This is a genomic window from Paenarthrobacter sp. NyZ202 (assembly GCF_049860755.1).
Taxonomy (GTDB): domain Bacteria; phylum Actinomycetota; class Actinomycetes; order Actinomycetales; family Micrococcaceae; genus Arthrobacter.
Map to the genome: position 1 here is coordinate 2,362,195 of NZ_CP187556.1, position 19,984 is coordinate 2,382,178.

Annotated in this window: 22 protein-coding genes; 11 read left to right on the plus strand and 11 right to left on the minus strand. The window is 62.9% G+C overall.

Annotated elements, in window-relative coordinates; genetic code table 11:
- Window positions 1-38 precede the first annotated feature (38 nt).
- Complete coding sequence (locus ACPFL9_RS10925; RefSeq protein WP_426002620.1) at window positions 39-1,430, plus strand: class I adenylate-forming enzyme family protein; 1,392 nt, start codon at window positions 39-41, stop codon at window positions 1,428-1,430.
- Window positions 1,423-2,625: a thiolase family protein gene (locus ACPFL9_RS10930; protein WP_426002622.1), complete on the plus strand. Its 1,203-nt coding sequence runs from the start codon at window positions 1,423-1,425 to the stop codon at window positions 2,623-2,625. Before ACPFL9_RS10925 ends, ACPFL9_RS10930 begins: the two co-directional genes overlap by 8 nt.
- Before the next feature lies 1 nt (window position 2,626).
- On the opposite strand, the gene ACPFL9_RS10935 is transcribed toward ACPFL9_RS10930, so the two are convergent.
- The 3 genes from ACPFL9_RS10935 to ACPFL9_RS10945 are packed head-to-tail and all read right to left on the minus strand — an operon-like array spanning window position 2,627 to window position 4,595.
- Window positions 2,627-3,259: an energy-coupling factor transporter transmembrane component T family protein gene (locus ACPFL9_RS10935; RefSeq protein WP_426002623.1), complete on the minus strand. Its 633-nt coding sequence runs from the start codon at window positions 3,257-3,259 to the stop codon at window positions 2,627-2,629.
- Window positions 3,256-3,969 (minus strand): energy-coupling factor ABC transporter ATP-binding protein, encoded by a 714-nt coding sequence (locus ACPFL9_RS10940; protein WP_426002624.1) that lies wholly within the window; start codon window positions 3,967-3,969, stop codon window positions 3,256-3,258. Before ACPFL9_RS10940 ends, ACPFL9_RS10935 begins: the two co-directional genes overlap by 4 nt.
- 11 nt (window positions 3,970-3,980) lie before the next feature.
- Window positions 3,981-4,595, minus strand: coding sequence for a biotin transporter BioY (locus tag ACPFL9_RS10945; protein ID WP_426002626.1), 615 nt, complete (start codon window positions 4,593-4,595; stop codon window positions 3,981-3,983).
- 272 nt (window positions 4,596-4,867) lie between these two features.
- Between ACPFL9_RS10945 and ACPFL9_RS10950 the strand changes: the two genes are divergently transcribed.
- Entirely contained in the window at window positions 4,868-6,466 is a 1,599-nt protein-coding gene (locus tag ACPFL9_RS10950) for an ABC-F family ATP-binding cassette domain-containing protein (RefSeq protein WP_426002627.1), read from the plus strand.
- Window positions 6,467-6,471: 5 nt separating this feature from the next.
- Here the strand turns inward: ACPFL9_RS10950 and ACPFL9_RS10955 are convergent, their stop codons facing one another.
- The 4 genes from ACPFL9_RS10955 to ACPFL9_RS10970 are packed head-to-tail and all read right to left on the minus strand — an operon-like array spanning window position 6,472 to window position 8,577.
- The gene (locus ACPFL9_RS10955; RefSeq protein WP_426002628.1) at window positions 6,472-6,954 is read right to left on the minus strand and encodes a YbaK/EbsC family protein; all 483 of its coding nucleotides are present in this window, start codon (window positions 6,952-6,954) and stop codon (window positions 6,472-6,474) included.
- Window positions 6,938-7,804: an SURF1 family protein gene (locus ACPFL9_RS10960; RefSeq protein WP_426002629.1), complete on the minus strand. Its 867-nt coding sequence runs from the start codon at window positions 7,802-7,804 to the stop codon at window positions 6,938-6,940. Before ACPFL9_RS10960 ends, ACPFL9_RS10955 begins: the two co-directional genes overlap by 17 nt.
- Window positions 7,805-8,080, minus strand: coding sequence for a hypothetical protein (locus ACPFL9_RS10965; protein ID WP_426002631.1), 276 nt, complete (start codon window positions 8,078-8,080; stop codon window positions 7,805-7,807). It lies immediately after the preceding gene.
- Entirely contained in the window at window positions 8,077-8,577 is a 501-nt protein-coding gene (locus tag ACPFL9_RS10970) for a DUF3099 domain-containing protein (RefSeq protein WP_426002633.1), read from the minus strand. The genes ACPFL9_RS10965 and ACPFL9_RS10970 overlap by 4 nt, the downstream gene beginning before the upstream one ends.
- Window positions 8,578-8,732: 155 nt before the next feature.
- On the opposite strand from ACPFL9_RS10970, the gene ACPFL9_RS10975 reads away from it, so the two are divergent.
- The 3 genes from ACPFL9_RS10975 to ACPFL9_RS10985 all read left to right on the plus strand — a co-directional run bounded on the left by ACPFL9_RS10975 (window position 8,733) and on the right by ACPFL9_RS10985 (window position 12,115).
- Window positions 8,733-9,458, plus strand: a complete 726-nt coding sequence (locus ACPFL9_RS10975; protein WP_426002634.1) for a beta-ketoacyl-ACP reductase — start codon at window positions 8,733-8,735, stop codon at window positions 9,456-9,458.
- Between the two features lie 122 nt (window positions 9,459-9,580).
- A complete protein-coding gene (locus ACPFL9_RS10980; RefSeq protein ID WP_426002635.1) occupies window positions 9,581-10,333 on the plus strand; it encodes an SDR family oxidoreductase in 753 nt (250 codons plus the stop codon).
- A 216-nt stretch (window positions 10,334-10,549) separates the two neighbouring features.
- The gene (locus ACPFL9_RS10985; protein WP_426002637.1) at window positions 10,550-12,115 is read left to right on the plus strand and encodes a sugar ABC transporter ATP-binding protein; all 1,566 of its coding nucleotides are present in this window, start codon (window positions 10,550-10,552) and stop codon (window positions 12,113-12,115) included.
- Between the two features lie 66 nt (window positions 12,116-12,181).
- Here ACPFL9_RS10985 and ACPFL9_RS10990 read toward each other — a convergent pair whose 3' ends face one another.
- Both ACPFL9_RS10990 and serB read right to left on the minus strand, forming a co-directional pair.
- Complete coding sequence (locus ACPFL9_RS10990; protein WP_426002639.1) at window positions 12,182-12,550, minus strand: hypothetical protein; 369 nt, start codon at window positions 12,548-12,550, stop codon at window positions 12,182-12,184.
- 370 nt (window positions 12,551-12,920) lie between these two features.
- The gene (gene serB, locus ACPFL9_RS10995; protein ID WP_426002640.1) at window positions 12,921-13,814 is read right to left on the minus strand and encodes a phosphoserine phosphatase SerB; all 894 of its coding nucleotides are present in this window, start codon (window positions 13,812-13,814) and stop codon (window positions 12,921-12,923) included.
- 110 nt (window positions 13,815-13,924) lie between these two features.
- Between serB and ACPFL9_RS11000 the strand changes: the two genes are divergently transcribed.
- Genes ACPFL9_RS11000 through ACPFL9_RS11010 form a run of 3 tightly spaced genes read left to right on the plus strand, consistent with a single transcriptional unit; the run spans window position 13,925 to window position 16,421 of the window.
- Window positions 13,925-14,710, plus strand: coding sequence for an ABC transporter ATP-binding protein (locus ACPFL9_RS11000; RefSeq protein ID WP_426002641.1), 786 nt, complete (start codon window positions 13,925-13,927; stop codon window positions 14,708-14,710).
- Between the two features lie 21 nt (window positions 14,711-14,731).
- Window positions 14,732-15,517: a sulfite exporter TauE/SafE family protein gene (locus ACPFL9_RS11005; RefSeq protein WP_426002643.1), complete on the plus strand. Its 786-nt coding sequence runs from the start codon at window positions 14,732-14,734 to the stop codon at window positions 15,515-15,517.
- 10 nt (window positions 15,518-15,527) lie between these two features.
- Complete coding sequence (locus ACPFL9_RS11010) at window positions 15,528-16,421, plus strand: TrmH family RNA methyltransferase (RefSeq protein ID WP_426002644.1); 894 nt, start codon at window positions 15,528-15,530, stop codon at window positions 16,419-16,421.
- Between the two features lie 50 nt (window positions 16,422-16,471).
- Here the strand turns inward: ACPFL9_RS11010 and ACPFL9_RS11015 are convergent, their stop codons facing one another.
- Both ACPFL9_RS11015 and ACPFL9_RS11020 read right to left on the minus strand, forming a co-directional pair.
- A complete protein-coding gene (locus ACPFL9_RS11015; protein WP_426002646.1) occupies window positions 16,472-16,756 on the minus strand; it encodes a hypothetical protein in 285 nt (94 codons plus the stop codon).
- A gap of 166 nt (window positions 16,757-16,922) precedes the next feature.
- Window positions 16,923-18,536 (minus strand): NAD(P)-binding protein, encoded by a 1,614-nt coding sequence (locus tag ACPFL9_RS11020; protein WP_426002647.1) that lies wholly within the window; start codon window positions 18,534-18,536, stop codon window positions 16,923-16,925.
- 2 nt (window positions 18,537-18,538) lie between these two features.
- Here ACPFL9_RS11020 and ACPFL9_RS11025 point away from each other — a divergent pair, with 2 nt between their 5' ends.
- Both ACPFL9_RS11025 and ACPFL9_RS11030 read left to right on the plus strand, forming a co-directional pair.
- Complete coding sequence (locus tag ACPFL9_RS11025) at window positions 18,539-18,796, plus strand: type B 50S ribosomal protein L31 (RefSeq protein ID WP_009358283.1); 258 nt, start codon at window positions 18,539-18,541, stop codon at window positions 18,794-18,796.
- 86 nt (window positions 18,797-18,882) lie between these two features.
- Window positions 18,883-19,977: a lipoate--protein ligase family protein gene (locus ACPFL9_RS11030; RefSeq protein ID WP_426002649.1), complete on the plus strand. Its 1,095-nt coding sequence runs from the start codon at window positions 18,883-18,885 to the stop codon at window positions 19,975-19,977.
- Window positions 19,978-19,984: the final 7 nt, after the last annotated feature.

Genomic DNA, 19,984 nt, shown 5'->3' on the forward strand with positions numbered 1-19,984 from the left:
TGGTGACCGGTGCGGGACACTGCCGTAAAATCGGGTGGATGCCTTTCCTGGACAAACTTCACCTCTGGGCCGCTGAGCACCCGCACGACACCGCCGTCGTCGTGGGACGCCGGCGCCTCACCTGGGCACAGCTGCACCACGCTGCAACGGCCCGGCTCCATGATGCTGCCGCAACCACGATCCTCGCGGAGCCCAATTCAACAGGTTTCATCGAACGCTATGCTGCCGCAGTGGCGGGGGAGCGCCGTTGCGCCGTCCTGGATCCGCACTGGCCTTCGGCCATGATCGACGAGGTGTCGTCGCGGATCACACAGCCGGAGATTGCTGCCGTTGATGCATTAAGGGACGGCGATCCGGCCACCACGTTCCTGGTTGGCCTTACCTCCGGAACCACGTCCGTCCCCAAGGCTTTCACGCGCTCACGCCGCTCGTGGCAGATTTCCTTCGAAGCGTCCATCGAGTTTTTTGGGCTGATGCAGGATGACCGCACCCTGGCGCCGGGTCCTTTGTCGGCCTCGCTGAACCTCTACGCCTTGTCCGAATGCCTTTTCGCCGGGGCGTCCTTCCATACACTGGAGAGTTTCGATGTGGGCGATGCCCATGCAGCCATCAGCCATGACGGCATCACGCGGCTGGTCGTGGCGCCCACCATGCTTCGCCTGTTGAGCGAGCGGGGCCTGGCCGGCGATGTGGATGCCTCCGGTATCCGCAGCATCATCTGCGCAGGCTCCAAACTCGATGGCCGGACTTTGGAGGCGGCGCGGCGCTGGGCACCCAACGCCGCGATCTTCGAGTATTACGGTGCCTCGGAGTTGAGCTTCGTCTCCGGCACCCGTTTGGCGGCAGGCGAGCCCCTGGATCCCGGTGGCACAGGAATCGGACGCCCTTTCCCCGGCGTCGAGCTCAGCATCCTGGATGATGAAGGGAGACATGTTCCGGAGGGTGACCACGGCAACATCAGCGTTCGGAGCGGCATGGTGAGCGATGGCTATCTGTGGGGCGACGACGGTCACGCACTGCGCTGCCTGGACGGCTGGTACACCGTGGGCGACCAAGGGTACGTGGACGACGGCGTCCTGCACATCCTGGGCCGCAAGTCGGACATGATCGTGACGTCGGGGAAGAACGTCTACCCTCACGAGGTTGAGCTGGCCCTTGGATCTGTTCCGGGCGTGGAGACTGCCGTCGCTGCCGGCGCCCCTGATGACATCCGCGGCCAGAGGGTCGTTGCAGGCGTCCTTCCCGCCTATGGTGCCGTGACCGCGACCCAACTCCGCACGGGCCTCGACGGCCTGCTCGCGAGGGACAAGTGGCCTTTGCAGTACTTCGTCCTGTCCGAGATCCCCATGACCGACCGGGGCAAGATCAGCCGCAAGGTGATGTTGGACTGGATCAAGAACCACGACCCACGGGCACAAATCCTTGGGTAGCCTTCCTGGCGACGCCTCCGGGGTGGACGAGTCCCGGCAGCCGGTCATCATCGCAGCACTCCGGTCGCCGATCTGCCGCGCCAACGGACAAGTGAAGCACCTTGGTGCCCATGACCTTCTGGCTCCGGTCCTGGCTGCCCTGCTGCGTGAAGCGCACCTCCATCCGGAGGAAGTGGACGATGTCATTATGGGCAACGCCGTGGGCGGGGGAGGCAACGTGGCCCGCTATGCCGCGCTCCAGGCGGGGATGCCAGTATCGGTCCCGGGAGTCACCGTGGACCGACAGTGCGGATCTGGCTTGGACGCCATAGCACTGGCTTCGCGAATGGTCGGGGCCGGTGGCGATCCTGTTTACCTGGCTGGCGGCGTGGAAAGCATCAGTACCGCCCCGGCCAGGGCCCGCAGGAACGACGACGGCGGGCTGGACTTCTACAGTCGGGCGACCTTCGTGCCGCCCGGCTTTGGCGACCCGGACATGGGTGTGGCCGCCGAGAACGTGGCGCGCTCTTTCGGTGTCGGCAGGGAACGCCAGGATGCGTTTGCCCTGCGCAGCCACCAGCGGGCCCTGGCGGCTGCCGCTGCCGGGACGTTCTCCGCGGAGATCGTCCCCCTGGATACCGGGAACGGAATAGTGTCCGGGGACGATGGTCCGCGTCCGTCGCTCAAAGCTGCACTCATGGAGCGGTTTCCTCCCGCTTTCGTCACCGGGGGAACTGTCACCGCAGGAAACTCGTGCTTCGACGCGGACGCAGCTTCCGCCGTCGTTATTACCTCCCTGGCGCGCGCCCGCTCTCTGGGGGCCAAGGACGGCCTGTTGGTGCGGGGTTGCGACACCGCAGGTGTTGACCCGGAACTTTTGGGGATCGGGGCGGCCTACGCCGCCGCCCGGTTGCTCACAGAGAATGGCCTCGAGCCCGCACTGGTGGACCTGGTCGAATTCAACGAGGCGTTCGCCTCCCAGACCATCGCCTGCCTGGAACATCTTGGGATCGACCCTTCGCTCGCCAACCGTGACGGCGGGGCCCTTGCTCTTGGACACGCCTATGGCGCTTCCGGTGCCGTGCTGGTCACGAGGCTGCTGGCCCAGTCGCGGGTCCGCTACAAGGAAGCCGGAGCCACGCCGCTGTCGCTGGCCATGATCAGCATTGCCGGGGGCATGGGTACCGCCGCCCTCCTGCAGTATGTGAGGCTCTAGACTACTCGTCGCTGTCCCCGGCCTCGCCCAGGCCCCTTGCTGCCAGCGCGTCACCGGTTTGCCGGGCGTAGGCCACCGTGGTGATGAAGACCGGAAGAACCAGTGCCCGGGGATTGCGTTCCAGCCCCCGAGCGCGGGCGGCATCACGGACATCCGAGAAGGCGCCTGCAATGAAGGGAATGCTCCGGAGCATGATCGCGATCGTCAACGCGAAACGCTCGGGGTCGGCGCCCCAGCGACGGAAAGGCCTGGCCAGTGACACCACCCCGTCCAGGAGCTTCTGAACGGGAGTCGTTGCTGTCAGGACCGATGCTGCGACCACACAAACAAGGACGTTCACAACGATTCGCGCAGCAATGGGACCGCCCAGCTGCCACCACTGGAACAGCCCTATCGCCGCCAGAATTGGTGCCACCGTCCGGATGACCCGCCACAGGCGGCTGAGGCCGGCTCCTGTCAGCAGGAACAAAGCGCACATCAGGCAGAAGACAACCAGGGACACCACCCAGTCAACAATCAGGAATGACGCGGTGCCGCAGGCAGCCACCAGCAGGAACTTCGCCCACAGCGGGGTACGGTGGACGAAGGAATCGCCCCTGACATAGTCCGCGATAAGTACGGCCTTGCCCCTCATGACTGCACTTCCGCTGCGCACAGCTCCCGGTAGCAGGCAATACCGTCGCGGGCGGCCCCGTCGAACAGGATCCGGCCGGCGTCCACCACCAGGACCCGGTCCATGTCGGCTGCGAGTTCAAGGTCGTGGGTCGACATGATGACCTGCTGATCCAACCCCGCCACTGAGCGCCTGAGCAGCTCGCGGTTGCGGAGATCCAACAGTGTGGACGGTTCGTCAAGGACCAGCACTTTCGGATCGACGGCGAGCACCGCCGCCAACGCCAACAATTGGCGCTCGCCCCCGGAAAGCTCGTAGATGCTCTGGTCCGCAAGCCGCAGCAGACCGAACCTGTCGAGTACAGACTCGGCCCGCACGGCACGTTCGCGGCCGTTCTTCACGGAGCGCCGCAGGGACAATTCAACGTCCTCGCGCCCGGTCGGCATGACCAGTTGGGACAGAGGGTCCGTAAAGACAAAGCCAACGTTGCTGCGAACCTTCCGGACCGCTGTAACGGTGTCTTCACCGTGGACCAGCACTTTGCCCTCGGTAGGCTCCACCAGCCCGTTGATGAGCCGCAGCAAGGTCGACTTCCCCGAGCCGTTGGCGCCTATGACCCCGATGCGTTGCTCGGTCAGGTCGAGGGAGACATCCTGCAGGAGCGTCTTGGGGGCATCCGTGCCATCAACGGTTACCCGCACCGTGACAGCGTCGAAGCTGATGGAATCCATAAGGTGGCAGCCTACTTGACCCGCCGGACCAGCAGGTCCGGGAACGCCTTGTGAAGGGCGATCGCGATGACTACAGCCAGGATGTTCTTGAGGATGTCACCCGGGTAGAAGGGCAAATCGGCAAGGAATGCTTTGGTGAGGTCAAGTTTGGCGTTCACCATCATGCCCAGGACACCCAGCCCGTGGATAACGACGATGCTGCTGGCCATGGTCGCCGCAAAAAGCAGGAGAGCCCGGTTCTTCCGGGATTTCCGGATAATCCATGCGGCAAGAAAACCGGTAGCTGCAGCCGCAATGGGGAACGCGATGATGTAACCGGCGGAAGGTGTGGCGAGGATCCCCAGCCCGCTGCGCCCGCCACTGAAGATCGGCAGACCTGCCAGGCCCAGGAGTACATAGAGTCCGACGGCGGCGAACCCCCTTCCGGGACCGAGCACCAAGCCGCTGAGCATCACGGTGAGGGTCACCAGCGTGATCGGCACGCCCAGGGCACCCACCGGAATGCCCGGAACAATGGAAGATGCGGCGACGAGCGCCGCAAAAACGGCGATCAGGCCGAGGTCGGTGGCGGTCCAGCGTTTGCGGGGTGCAGTGCGCTGTGCCGAAGCGGAAGTGGTCTGGCTCACGGGAAGTCCTCTCAGGAAAAGCTGGGTGCTGTGATGCGGTGTTCCCCCTGGAATTCGAGAATACGCAGGCCCCGGTACGCCGTTTTTGGAGCCTCTCCACAAACGGATCGCGGGTTCCTTGGTGGGGGGCCCACGAGCGCGGCCGCGGGCACCGGTTCGGCGGCTCCCCGGGCTGCCGGTAGACTTGGACAGGCCGTTCCCACGGCTTCTCCGCAGCGCCCCCAATATATTCCGGACGTTGCCGGCTCTTCCTTCGAAAGGCATCACCCGAATTGATTACCGTCCAGGACCTCGAACTCCGTGCCGGCGCCCGCCTGCTGATGGATCAGGTTAACTTCCGGGTGGACAAGGGCGACAAAATTGGGCTGGTAGGCCGCAACGGCGCTGGAAAGACCACTCTGACACGGGTCCTCGCCGGAGAAGGGCTTCCCGCGGGCGGAAAGGTAACCCGCAGCGGACAGATCGGCTACCTTCCCCAGGATCCCCGCACGCCGGACATGGAGCAGCTGGCCCGGGACCGTATCCTGTCAGCCCGCGGCCTGGACGTTGTGGTCGGCAAGCTGAAGAAGGCTCAGGCCGAGATGTCCAGTGGTGACGAGTCCGTGCAGCGCAAGGCCATGAACCGATACGACCGGCTTGAGGCCGAGTTCCTTGCCGGTGGTGGCTACGCTGCCGAGGCAGAGGCAGCAGCCATCTCCTCCAATCTGGCTCTGCCGGAACGCATCCTTAACCAGCCACTGAAGACGCTCTCGGGCGGCCAGCGTCGCCGCGTGGAACTGGCCCGCATCCTGTACTCGTCAGCTGAAACACTCCTGCTTGACGAGCCCACCAACCACCTCGATGCCGACTCGATCGCCTGGCTGAGGGACTTCCTCAAGAACCACCAGGGCGGCCTGATCGTCATCAGCCACGACGTCGAACTGCTCGAAGCGACAGTCAACAAGGTGTACCACCTCGATGCCAACCGTGCGCAGATCGACTACTACAACATGGGGTGGAAGCGCTACCTGCTGCAGCGCGAAACTGATGAGCGTGCACGCCGGCGCGAGCGTGCCAATGCAGAGAAGAAGGCGCAGGTCCTCATGGACCAGGCCAACAAGATGCGGGCCAAGGCCACCAAGGCCGTGGCCGCCCAGAACATGGCCAAGCGTGCCGAGAGGCTGCTGGGCGGACTTGAGGCTGTCCGCGAGAATGACCGCGTGGCCGCTTTGCGGTTCCCCGAGCCCTCACCCTGCGGCAAGACTCCCTTGACCGCAGAAGGACTGAGCAAGTCATACGGTTCGCTGGAAATCTTCACCGACGTCGACTTGGCCATCGACCGTGGTTCCCGGGTGGTCATCCTCGGCCTCAACGGCGCAGGCAAGACCACCCTCTTGCGAATGCTTGCCGGCGTCGACGCCCCGGACACCGGGGAGATTGTGCCCGGACACGGCCTCAAAGTGGGCTACTACGCCCAGGAGCACGAGACGCTGGACCACGACCGGACCGTCCTGGAAAACATGCGCTCTTCCGCACCCGACATGAAGGACTCGGAGGTACGGGGCATCCTCGGTTCGTTCCTCTTCTCCGGCGACGACGTCGACAAACCCGCAGGCGTCCTCTCCGGTGGCGAGAAGACCAGGCTCGCTTTGGCCACGATCGTCGCTTCAAGCGCCAACGTGCTTCTCCTCGATGAACCCACCAACAACCTCGATCCCGCCAGCCGCGCGGAGATCCTCGGCGCCCTGAAGAATTACGCGGGCGCCGTGGTCATGGTCAGCCACGACGAAGGCGCGGTGGCAGCGCTGAACCCGGAGCGCGTGGTGCTGCTTCCGGATGGCGTGGAGGACCTTTGGAACGAGGACTACCTGGACCTGATCACCCTCGCGTGATGAAGCTACCGTACGCGGAGTTCTTCAGCTGCCGTGATGCGGAGCAGCTCCCCATAGGTGATGGAGAACATCGAATTGTGGTCGCCGGCTCCGGCCCACAGCAAGGGGTGCCGTTTCAAGGAATCGTCCAGGATGGTGCGGATTTTGTGGGGGTGGCCGACCGGCGCTACGCCCCCTACTTCCTGGCCTGTGTGCTCCACAACGAACTCAGCTGTGGCTCGGCGGACCTTGCCCAGGCCGAGCTGCCGTGAGACAAGGCCGGTGTCCACCTTTGCAGCACCACTGGCCAGAATCAGCAGCGGAGCACCGCCCACCTCAAAAACCAGGCTGTTGGTGATGGCGGCGACGTCGCACCCGAGGACTGCCGCGGCAGCCGCTGCTGTCGGTACTTTCTCCTGGAAGATGCGGACGGTATCGCCGGCACCGGAGGCTGTCAGCGCCGCTTTGACAGAGAGGACTGCGGGCATGGTTTCAGTAGCCTTGGGCATCCAGGATTGCGTCTTCCTCTTCTTCGGATGTGCGGCGCTTACTCTTGCGTGGCGCAGGTGCACGGCGCTTGGTTGAACCCGCTGCCGCTATGGTTGTGTCGTCTTCCTCGTCCTCGGCATCGATGGCTGCGTTGCGCGCCTGTTGTCGGGCGGCATACCCAAAACCAACAAACATCAGCACACCGAAAGCGAACCACTGCAGCGAGTACGACAAGTGGGTGCCTTCCTCCGTGGCCGGTTTCGGGAACGGAGCAGGCATCGGCTGGACGGCAGGTGTTTCGCTGGCCAGCTGTCCGTAAGCCCCGGTGGCAACCGGATATGGCAGTTCTTCCGCAAATCCGGGAAGGTCGATTGACGCCAACTGCCCCTCCACTGCGCCACGGTCGAGCCGGGGTTCCGACGGCTTGAGGCGGGCCACGATGGTGACCTCTCCAGCAGGCGGCGACGGCACGACGTCGGGCCTTCCCGGGGTGTTGTTGCCAATCGGGAGCCAGCCACGGTCGATCACCACAGCTTCCCCGGTGGTCAGGCGGAAGGGAACCACCACGTCGTAACCCGGCTGGCCGTTCAATGGACGGTTTCGGACGACGCGCTGCCCATCGGGATCGTACGTGCCCCGCATTTCAACCTGCGTCCACTCGCGTTCGGGATCCAAGTGGGTGAACTGTTCCTTGACCTGCGGGAATGGCACCGGCGTGGCGGAGTAGTTACTGACCACACGGTTGATCTCGGCCAGCGTTTCAGCCCTGCGGTCCATTTGCCAACGCCCCAGGAACACACAGGCCGTGGCAAAGATGACGGCCAGCACGAAATAACCCAGCCACTTGCTGGAGAACAGGAAACGGTACATTCAGTGCGCCCCGCCTACGGTGGTGGCGTCACTTGCCTCAAACGGCAGGGTTTCCTTCCACAGGCCGCGGGTTTGCAGGTATTCTTCGAGCCATTCCCGGTGTTCTGCGCACGACAACCACACCTTTCGCCGATCCGGAGTGTGGATCCTGGGGTTGTTCCACAGCAGTTGCCAGCGTGCGGCTTCGCGGCAGCCTTTCCGGGAGCAGATGTCCGGCCCCGGGGCCTGTTCTGCCTGGCCGCCCGGTCCGGAGCTGCCCAAGGTGAAGATGTTCATGAAGCCGCCCGTTCGTTGCCGGCTTCCCCGGCCTTCGGTGGTGGTTGGTGGGTGTCTGCCTGAGGGGTGGCGGACTCGTCGTCCACCAATTCTCCTTGGAGGACCGTGACCTCTTCCTCGGCCGGAGGCTCTTCCGCCTCGCGGCCGGAGCCTTCGATTTCGGCGACCGGGACGTAGTCCAGCAGTGACTCACTGTGGTCCTCCGCTTTATCACTGCCGTTGGCTATGACCACCGCTACCCAGGGGAGGAAGACGGCCCCGGCCACAGCGATGATCTTGAACCAGCCGTCAACGACGAAGATCAGGACAATGCACACCATGCGGATGCCCATGGCCACCGCATACTTGATCATGCGCTCCCGCATGTCCTCCGAGTGGGCGGCCGCAGCATCGGTGATGCTATGGATTTCCGCATCGCCGGAAACGGCGTCCGGATCCCCGGGCACCTGCTGCAAGGGACTGTTCTTTCGTGTCACAGCTGAATCATCACGCTCCAAAGGCTTCTTCCAATTCTCTCACCAAGGTGGTAGCCGCCAAAACCGGCCGGAGCCGGCTACCCGCGGGTCGGCCGGCAACACCGCTAAGATCGAGGCAGGAAAATCCCTTTCTCGTCCCAGCGGCACAGCCATGCCGCAGAACCTGGAGCGTAAGCATGTCTGAAACAGCACCCACTGGCCGCAGCGTCCTGATCACCGGCGGAAACCGCGGCATCGGCCTCGCCATCGCGGAGTCCTTCCTCGCCAACGGCGACAAGGTGGCTGTGACCTACCGGAGCGAGTCGACGCTGCCGGAGGGTGTCCTCGGCGTCAAGGCCGATGTCACCGACGAAGCCTCCATTGACGCGGCCTTCAAAGTGGTCGAGGAAGCGCACGGTCCCGTGGAAGTCCTGGTGGCCAACGCCGGCATCACCAAGGACACGCTCCTGCTCCGGATGAGCGAAGACGACTTCACGTCCGTGCTGGACACGAACCTGACGGGCGCGTTCCGCGTCATCAAGCGCGCCTCCAAGGGCATGATCCGCCTCCGGAAGGGCCGCGTAGTCCTCATCTCCTCCGTTTCCGGCCTGTACGGTGCTCCGGGCCAGATCAACTACTCCGCTTCCAAGGCCGGCATGGTGGGCATCGCCCGGTCTCTGACCCGCGAACTCGGCAGCCGCGGAATTACGGCCAATGTGGTCGCTCCAGGTTTCATCAACACGGACATGACAGCCGAGCTGCCGGAGGAAACCCAGAAGTCCTACCTGGCCAATGTTCCGGCCGGACGCTTTGCCGAGGCTTCTGAAGTTGCCAATGTGGTGCGGTGGGTGGCCAGCGATGAAGCTGCGTACATCTCCGGTGCCGTGATCCCTGTGGACGGCGGCCTGGGAATGGGCCACTAGGCCCTGGTTCTTGCTTGACCCGTCACATTTTGTAGACGGGCAACAACCGCTTTCGTCGGATGCGCTGGCATGATGGAAGCCAGGCCTTCAGTTTTTTGGATGATTTAAACAAGAGGAGCAGAATGGGAACGCTGGATAACAAGACGGCGATCGTCACGGGGTCGTCCCGCGGGATCGGTGCCGAGGTCGCCAAGATCCTGGCAGGTGAGGGTGCCGCCGTCGTCGTTAATTACCGCCAGAAGGCCCCCCGGGCCAACAAGGTTGTTTCCGAAATCCAGGCTGCCGGCGGACGCGCAGTAGCCGTGGGCGCCGATTTGACCACCGAGGAGGGTGTCCACACCCTCGCCAGCACTGCGATGGAGGAATTCGGATCCCTCGACGTTCTGGTGCTGAATGCCTCGGGTGGCATGGAGTCCGGCATGGAAGAGGGGTACGCCCTCAAGCTCAACCGCGACGCCCAGATCAACATGCTCAACGCAGCCGTGCCGGTGATGCAGGAAGGCTCCCGCGTGGTTTTCGTGACCAGCCACCAGGCGCACTTCATTGACTCCGTGGCCACCATGCCTGAGTACGAGCCTGTGGCCAGGAGCAAGCGCGCAGGCGAGGACGCACTCCGTGCCCTCCTTCCCAACCTCGCGGATAAGGGTATTTCGCTGGTGGTGGTGTCCGGCGACATGATCGAGGGCACGGTCACCGCAACCCTGCTTGACCGGTCCAACCCCGGGGCCATCGAAGCCCGCCGGGCTGAAGCGGGCAAGTTGTACTCGGTAGAGGAGTTCGCCGCCGAGGTGGCCAAGATGGTCACTGCGGACGTTGAGTCCGGTCACACCGAATACGTAGGTGGCGCCGACTACTTCGGCAAGGCCGGGCAGTAGCCCACCACCAAACTCACAACGGTCCGGGACTTGGGTCCCGGGCCGTTTTTGTATCCCTTCGTAGTTGGATGACATTTCCATAAAGTTATTCTTTTTCACGTCATAAAATATCGAAAGTTGTTTTGAAGAAAGCGATTTGGCAAGATCCTTCTTTTTCTGGTTGACTCAGGAAGTCGCCCATGCCACCCCTTGAAATGGATGGTCCGGCGGTAATTCATGAGTTGCGGACCCAATGCGGGAAAGCATTACTGTGAACCAGGAGCTTCTTTGGACCTGCTATTGCACGCTGATGACATTCACGCATCCTACGATCAACGCCGGATCCTCAAAGGAGTCGGTTTTTCGCTGCATAGAGGTGAAATCCTGGGACTTATCGGGACCAATGGAGCCGGCAAAAGCACGCTGATGGGCGTACTCGCCGGTTCCCATCAACACAGCAGCGGACGGATGACCCTGGCAGGGGAGGTCTATGGTCCCGATACCACCGATGAAGCCCAGGCCTGCGGCGTTGGCCTCATACCGCAGAACTTCAGGCTCAATCCGGAACTCACCGTCGCGGAAGCTATTTTCCGCGGAACTTTCCAGGGTGCCAAGCCTCATGCCGACCTTCGCGGGCAAGCCAGTGCCCTCCTGGCGGACATTGGCGTAGACCTGGATCCCGACACAAAAGTCGGCGGACTGATACGAGCTGAACAAACGCTCGTGGAAGTACTGAGAATGGTCGCCGAAGAGGCGCAGCTGGTGATCATGGACGAGGTCGCTGCCTCGCTGCCGGACCACGACGTTGCCGTGCTGCATAAGGTCCTTCGCATGCTCATCAGCCAAGGCCGGGCCATTATTTACATCACGCACCGGCTGGACGAGGTGCGGTCAATAGCCCACCGCATCGCCGTCCTGCGTGACGGCAGGGTCCACAGGGTCCTGGACGCGAGCCAGACGAATGAAGACGAACTGGCCTTCCTGCTGCTGCAGGAAAAGCCCGAGGGCAATTCACGCCCTGGAGAACCGGCAGCGGGGGACGAGGCGCTCAGGGTGGCCAATCTTCAGGTGGGTGACCGGGTACGGGATGTGACGTTCAGCGTTGCAAAAGGCGAGATCTTCGGGTTGGTGGGTACCCATCGGTCCGGAATCTACGCCCTGGTGGAGGCTCTTGTCGGCCTGCACCCCAGCACTTCCGGACGCATCTTCGTACGTGGCGTGGAAGCCGCGATCCGCAATCATCAGGATGCCCGCGATCTCGGGATCGGCTTCCTCTCCGACACCACGGACAACTTCGCACCGGAGACCAGCAGCATCGTCGACGGACTGCATCACGCAGCAGATCCGGCGGCCGTCAGCTTGCAGGATGAAGTGATGCAACTGCGGGGCGTGATCGAGCTTGTTCGGCGGATGCGGATCAACACCACCAATATCCACGGCACCATGGCCACGTTGTCCGGGGGCGACCGGCAGAAGGTCCAGTTGGCCAAATGGATGACCACTGATTGCGACATCCTGGTGCTGAGCCACCCCAGCCGTGGAATCGACATCGGGGCCAAGGAAATCGTCTACAGGATGCTCCATGAACTCACCCAGACCGGTGTTGCGGTCATCCTCTTGTCATCGGACCTGTCCGAGCTCGTCGGTTGGTGCCACCGTATCGGTGTCATGCGCGACGGTGAGCTGGTTTCCATCGAAGCGAATGCCAATACCAATGAGGATGTCCTGGTGCATCACATGCTCGGCGACAAATTTCAGGAACCACGCGGGGAGGCCCGCCGGCTCAAGGGGCAACCAACGTAAAACCTGCCCAACTGAAAAGGGGGTGCCCGCTTCATGCGGGCACCCCCTTTGGCTGTTCGGCTGGTGTCAGATGGTGATCCCCTTGGCGAGGTTCTTGAGCTTGTGCCGGGCCAGTGCCAGGTTGGCGTAGGTCCTGTCCAGGACAAGGTAGACAAAGAGGCCCTTTGAACCTGCCGAGTTCAGCACGTTAATGAGGTGGTACTGCGTATCCAGGGTGATCAGCACGTCCTCGATATCACTGTTCAATCCCAGCTCTGCCATAGTCCGGAGCTTGGCGCTGACAACATTCGAGTTGCCGGCAGCCGCTACGCCCAGGTCGAAGCCCGGACTTCCTCCCTGGGCCAGGGCCATGCCACTCGTGTAGTCCACGATGGCTGCGCCGGTAGCGCCTTCGATGGACAGGAGCTGTTTGACCGCTTCATCAAGAGAACTCATGATGTCTTCTTCCTTTTCATGATGGTCAGTGACGGTAATAGTCATTGATTCGCGGCCGATGGTGGTATCCACCCCCGGTTCGGACACTGCTCCGTGGTCAACACTGAGTAATTGCTGGAGTGAGCTGGGTAGCGCATCCTGGTATTCCGACGGGTTTTCATCCGGCGCAGGAACCTCGGATCGTTTCCACCATTTCCACGAACGCTCGGAAATGCTCACTTTTGACCTTGCACCTTTACAGTCGACTGCCACGTACCAAAGAACGAACCGTTGGGGGAATCACTGCAGGACACGCAGGATCATCGGCCAGTTACATAGTTAAGTGGCTGCAAACCCAATTCATGACGGAGTTTGATCGACCTATTCAGGCTCAGACGTTCGCGATATGGCGCACTGCGTCCAGGTACGGCATGTTGATGGCGGCGTCAGCAACTTCACGCACTGCTGGTTTCGCGTTGAACGCTACTCCGATTCCGGCCGCACCCAGCATGTCGAGGTCATTGGCGCCGTCGCCGACTGCGATCGTGTGGTCGAGGTCGATTCCTTCGGCCGCTGCCCATTCCCTGAGGTACTTTTCCTTGGCCGCCCGGTCGATGACCGCACCGAGCACCTTGCCTGTCAGCGCGCCGTCGACGATTTCCAGTTCGTTGGCAATCCAGTAGTCCAGGCCCAGCTCTTCGGCGATCGGCCCCAGGATCTGGTTGAACCCGCCGGATACGACCGCCACTACGTGACCTGCGGCCTTGAACGCGGCCACGAGTTCTGCCGCGCCCAGGCTGAGGCGCACTTCCTGGCGTACGGAGTCGACGACGGCGGCCGGGAGGCCTGCGAGGACGGCGACCCGCGCGTGGAGGCTTTGGGCGAAGTCCAGTTCCCCTCGCATTGCTGCCTCGGTGACGGCTGCGACTTCTTCCCGTTTGCCCGCATAGGCGGCCAGCAGCTCAATGACTTCCTGTTGGATGAGCGTTGAATCGACGTCCATGATGAGGAGTTTGCGGGGAGCCTGCCGAAGGGCTTCTGGGACGATCGCGGTATCAACACCGGGAAGGCCGGCAGCAGCGATGGTGCGGCGCAGGGAGGCCAGGTCCTCCGCCGTCAGGGCAGCGGCGGCGAGCTGCGCGGTGTGGACTCCAAAACGGTCATCTCCGGAGTGTGATTCCGATGACACTGAGACGCCGGAGCCGGCCAGTACCTTGCGCAGATCTTCAAGGGATCCAGGGGACAAATTCACGCCATAGCTGACCGCAGCCACATTCGAAGTCATGGCGTCAATCCTATCGAGGCGGTTACCTGCACCCGAATCTGTTTCGCTGTGTCGACAGGCCGCGGCGCCGGTTATCAGTCACGTTCAGTTTTGTCCTAGTGTCTACTGCTATGAGTGATGTTCTGGAATTGGCTTCCGTCAGCGTTGTCCGAGGCAAGAAGACCCTGCTGGACAAGGTTGACTGGCAGGTCAATGAAGGCGAACGCTGGGTGATTCTTGGCCCTAACGGCGCAGGCAAGACCACACTTCTCCAGATCGCTGCCGCACGGCTGCACCCCTCCAGCGGCACAGCAGGAATCCTCGACGAGGTCCTTGGCAGGGTGGATGTCTTCGAACTTCGTCCGCGCATCGGCCTGTCTTCGGCAGCCCTGGCCAACCAGATCCCCGAACACGAGAACGTCCTCAACGTGGTTGTCACAGCTGCTTACGGCGTCACCGGCCGTTGGCGCGAGGGCTACGAGCGCGACGACGAACGCCGGGCTTTTGGTCTGCTGAACGAATGGGGGATGGGTCCGCTTCTCAACCGGACCTTCGCCACACTGTCCGAAGGTGAGCGCAAGCGGGTACAGATTGCCCGCGCCCTCATGACGGACCCCGAGCTCCTTCTCCTGGACGAACCGGCTGCCGGTTTGGACCTCGGAGGGCGCGAGGAACTGGTGCACAAACTGGGTGAACTGGCCAGTGATGAAGCAGCACCGGCCATGGTATTGGTGACGCACCACCTTGAAGAGGTGCCACCGGGATTCACGCACGCCATGCTGCTTCGGGAAGGCGAAGTGGTGGCCGCAGGGCCCATCAAGGAAGTCCTCACGGACGAACACCTCAGCACCACCTTCGGACTTGCCCTCGATGTCACCGAGAACGGTGGCCGGTACACGGCCACTGCCCGCCGCTAGGTACGGTCGAGCGTATTAACTGTGGAGATTCTTAGCAGCATCCTGGTCTTTTTCGCCGGCCTCTGGGCAGGCACCATCAATGCCGTCGTCGGTTCCGGCACCCTGGTCACTTTCCCGGTCCTCATCGCCCTGGGCGTCGCACCTGTGGTGGCCTCCATGAGCAATGCGATGGGGCTGGTTGCCGGCACGGCCGCCGGCGCCTGGGGCTACCGGCGTGAACTTGCGGGCCGGGGCAGGCAGCTCATGAAGTTGATGCCCGCGTCCTTGTTGGGCGGTATCACGGGTGCCTGGCTGCTCCTGCACTTGCCGGAGCGGGTCTTCGCGTACGTTGCACCCGTGCTGTTGGTTGCAGCGCTTCTGATGGTCCTCTTCCAGCCGAAGCTTCAAGCCTGGATCCGGAACCGCGAACAGAATCCGGAACATGCCCTCAAAGACAAGAGCCACGGAATCCTCCTGGTGGTCCTCATCTTCCTCGCCGGCATCTACGGCGGCTACTTCGTGGCTGCCCAGGGAATCCTGCTGGTAGGTATCCTCGGGGTGTTCCTGTCCGGAACCATGCAGAACGCCAACGCCATGAAGAACATCCTGACGTTGACGGTGAACATGGTTGCCGCAGTCTCCTACCTGATCTTCGCCTTCGACCGGATCAACTGGCTCGTGGTTCTGCTCATCGCCGTCAGCTCCACGATTGGCGGACTGGTTGGCTCCAAAGTAGGCCGCAAGCTCTCACCCAAGGTGCTCCGCGGTGTCATTTTCACGCTGGGCATCGTGGCCTTGGGCTTCATGGTCGCCAACCTCCTGAAGTGACGGGTCGGCGATGACCCTCCACTACCTTGAATCTGCCGACGACCCCCGGGTTTCGGACTACACCAAACTGACTGATGTGCACCTGCGCAAGCTGCGCGAGCCGGAGGAAGGCATGTACATCGCCGAGTCCTCGCGCGTACTGCGCAGGGCCCTTGCGGCAGGCCACACGCCCCGGTCCTTCTTCCTCGCAGAGAAATGGCTCGAGGATCTCAAGGATGTCTTCGAGGCCTGGCCCGACGTTCCGGTTTTCATCGGCAAGGCGTCACTGCTGGAGGAGATCACCGGCTTCCACCTTCACCGGGGAGCCATGGCTGCCATGCACCGGCCCACCCCGGTCCCGCTGACGGAGTTGCTCGCCGGGGCTCAGCGCGTTGCAGTCCCGGAAGACATCGTGGACCACACCAGGGTGAATGGCCTGAAAATGCAGGGGGCGGGCAACACCCGGCCACCGGGACGATCGAGGATCGCGGTCCTTGAGAACCTTACCGATCACACGAACGTCGGCGCGGTTTTCCGCAGCGCCGCAGCCATCGGCGTCGATGCTGTACTGGTCTCGCCCCAGTGCGCCGACCCGCTGTACCGGCGCTCGATCCGCGTATCGATGGGCACCGTGTTCCAGGTGCCGTGGACCCGGATCGAATCGTGGCCTGGCGACCTCGAGGTCCTTAAGGAAGCTGGCTACTTCGTGGCCGGCATGTCTCTCGGCGAAGGTGCCATCACTCTTGACGAGTTGGTCGCCCAGGACTATCAAAACCTCGCGCTGGTCTTCGGCACCGAGGGCGACGGGTTGAAGCCCGAAACCGATCAGGTGCTCGACGCGCGTGTGACGATTCCGATGATGAACGGCGTGGATTCGCTTAATGTCGCGGCGTCCTCCGCTGTGGCTTTCTACGCGACGCGGTAGCCGGAAGCGCGCTATAAGGAGCGCCTGACTACCCTCAGCCCTGCTTCGTGTTACCGCATTTCGAAGCTCAGCCTGCTGAGTACATGTCGGTATATTTCCTCCGCGTCGATGTCAGGATGGTTGACCGCCGCCCATGCGCGCAACGCGTAGTCATAGTTCTGGATCGGGCCGCCCGGGATGGGCACCACGTACGCTTCGTTCCGCAACTTGGTGATTGCTGCTTGTGCCTGTGCAGGGAGCGCTGGTTCCGCGCCTTTCGGTGCAGGAAGGGATGTGTACCGATCTTGAGCCTCGCTGTAGGCTCTCAGCGCCGCGTTCAATTCGTTATCGTCCATAACTATATTCTGCATCCTGGGCGTGCGGGAAAGCCGCAAGCCACCGGGCGATTCCCCGGACTGTGCAGACCACATGGACATTCTTTGATTGTGAGCCGCGTTCTCGTCCGGAACCCGCTGCGCGAGTCTCATCGCCCGTGGCGATCGCTGGCTGACGATGGCCTGGTCACGCCGAGGCGATGAGGCGGGGGAGATTGGAGAGCGCTGCGGCCGCATGGGCCCGGCTGCGTTCGCGGGCCCCGGGGATGCGAGGGTCCCCGGCATAACGCTCCAGCTCGGCGAAAGGATACAACCGGCTCGTTCGCGACCAGGAGGACACGGCCGGATGCTGGGCGCGTGCCCGGGCGTTCGCCATCAGCGCGGCGTAAGCGATGAGGAAGTCGACATTCCGATCCCAGAGGTGCAGCGGGGGGCACAGCTTGTTCTTCTGGTCGTCGTCGTGGAGTTCGGCTTCGACGACGCCAAGCATCGCGTACTGGAACGAGACGGTGCCCCAGAACATCGGCTGAAGCGTGATGCGGCCAGGTTCGAAGATCGGACGAAGCGGCGGCCGGACGAGTCCCGACGCAGCGCAGTGGAGGTGCAGTGTGTCGGGTGTCGTGGGGATGACACCGTCGTCGAGGATGATGCGGTCACGCTCCACACTGCGCACGTGGCCGAGGCGGACGACATCCTCGATTCGCCGGAGGAGAGCGATCTCGGCTTCTGAGACAATCGCTCCGTGGAACATCGTGGGTGGCACGGAGGGATCAACCCGCAGCAGGATTCCCTGTTCGTCGAGCCGTGCAAAGAGATCCTCAACCGTGGTCGCCTGGGCCATGGCCTCGATCTGTGCGGCGTTTGCGACGTACTGCTCCACTACCCGGTCGTGCGGCTGCAGGTAGCGTCGATTCGGCCACCAGCCCTCGCGCGGTTTGATCCACGTGATGTCTGCGGGATCCACACCCCGCTCGAGAAGCCACACACACGTGTCGAGAGCGGTCTTTCCCGATCCGATGACGGTGAAGCGTCCGGCCGGATGGGCGAGTCGGGCGAGCCCACCGGTGGGGATGCAGCGGACTCCCTCGGCCACGGCGAACGGCGGCGCGGAGGTAGCGGGAATGCGGCCCTCAAGATACCTGGCGTCCACCACGCGGCGGCGCACGGTGACGGGCACGGTGCGGCCGTTCAGGCGGGAGACCACCAGCCCTTCGTCAAGGAACTCGCTCCCGGGCAGGTAGGTCACACGACCGGTCGGCAGGAAAACCCTCCCCATCGCCTCTTCGAAATGCGCGCAGATCTCGCTGGGGCCAGCCAACTCGTACATGCCTGCGTTCGTGCCGGTGACGTCGCGCCTGTCGGATCCGAAGGCCACCGATTCGACGCCGTAGAGGTTCGCGGGCTGGTGCAGCCGAACGAACGGATATGCATCCTGCCAATGTCCCCCGGGCGCGTGCCGGCGATCGACGATCGCCACCGTGGCATCGGAGTGCGCGAGGATCCGGTCGGTGAAGGCCATCCCCGCTGTCCCGGCGCCGACCACCAGGTAATCGGCCTCGATGCTCCCGCGCATGCACTCACAGTAGACCCGGCCGTCTGCGCAGGGGAATCCTCCGGTTCGCCGGTAGGGTCGGCCGCCGCGAAGCCTGAGGCTGGTGCGTGCCTGGTTCGTGCCTGCGCCCGGTATCCGGTATGATTGCTTGTTGGTCCGCCCGCTGGAATCCTTGGATGACAGCAAGCCGGACCACCTCCATTCATACCTGGCAGCTGGCAAAATCCAGTTGCGCGAACAAAGGTCCAATTATGAAGTCTGATATCCACCCGAAGTACGAAGCTGTTGTTTTCAACGACCTGGCTTCCGGCGTCAAGTTCCTGACCAAGTCCACCGTGTCTTCTTCCAAGACCATCGAGTGGGAAGACGGCAACACCTACCCGGTCATCGACGTCGAAATCTCCTCGGAGTCCCACCCGTTCTACACGGGCAAGCAGCGCATCATGGACTCCGCTGGCCGCGTCGAGCGCTTCAACGCTCGCTTCAAGGGCTTCGGCGGCAAGAAGTAACCCACTTCACCCCAAGTCTTTTGGAAGGCCCGCATCACCGTTTTACGGCGATGCGGGCCTTTGCGTTTTCGGGCAAGATGGAACCCATGACTTCCCACCCGGCCCAGGAAACGCACGACGACGGCACGCACCTACACGGGGAATACAAAGTTCCGGGCGGCAAACTTGTAGTGGTTGACCTGGAGGTCAACGACGGAGCCTTCGCCGACGTCTCTGTCAGCGGTGATTTCTTCCTGGAACCCGATGAAGCCTTGCTGGACATCAACGCTGCGCTGACTGGCCTGCCGGTGTCTTCATCGGCTGCCGACATCGCCGCAGCAGTTTCTGCCGGCCTGCCCCAGGACGCGGTGCTGTTCGGTTTCTCGGCCGAGGCAGTCGCCGTCACTGTCCGGCGTGCGCTGTCGAAAGCCACCGGGTGGGCGGATCATCAGTGGGAAGTCATACCCCCCTCCGTCCTGCCCACACCTGTCAATGTGGCCCTCGATGAAGTGCTGACAGAGGCGGTTGGCGCCGGCCGCCGCAATCCCACGCTGCGTTTCTGGGACTGGGAAGAACCATCCGTCGTGATCGGGAGCTTCCAGTCCGTCCGCAACGAGGTGGATCCTGCAGGAGTGGAAAAGCACGGCGTGACCGTTGTCCGCCGCATCAGCGGGGGCGGTGCCATGTTCATGGAAGCCGGCAACTGCATTACCTACTCCTTGTACGTGCCACAGACCCTCGTGGACGGCATCAGCTTTGCCGATTCCTACGCATTCCTGGACTCGTGGGTCATGGCGGCATTGGAAAAGCTGGGCATCACGGCGTTCTATGTGCCGCTGAACGACATCGCCACTGATCAGGGGAAGATCGGGGGAGCAGCGCAAAAGCGGCTGGCCAACGGCGGCATGCTGCACCACGTGACCATGAGCTATGACATCGATGCAGACAAGATGGTCGAGGTCCTGCGCATCGGCAAGGAAAAGCTCTCGGACAAGGGGACACGGAGCGCCAAGAAGCGCGTCGATCCGCTGCGACGGCAAACGGGACTGGCGCGTGCGGCGATCATCAGCGCCATGCAGGACGTCTTCACCGAGCGGTACGGCGCGGTGGAGTCACGGTTGTCGGATGCTGAACTTGCCGAAGCCAGGAAACGGGTTGATGCCAAGTTCGGCACCGAAGAATGGCTCAACCGCGTTCCCTAGCTACCGA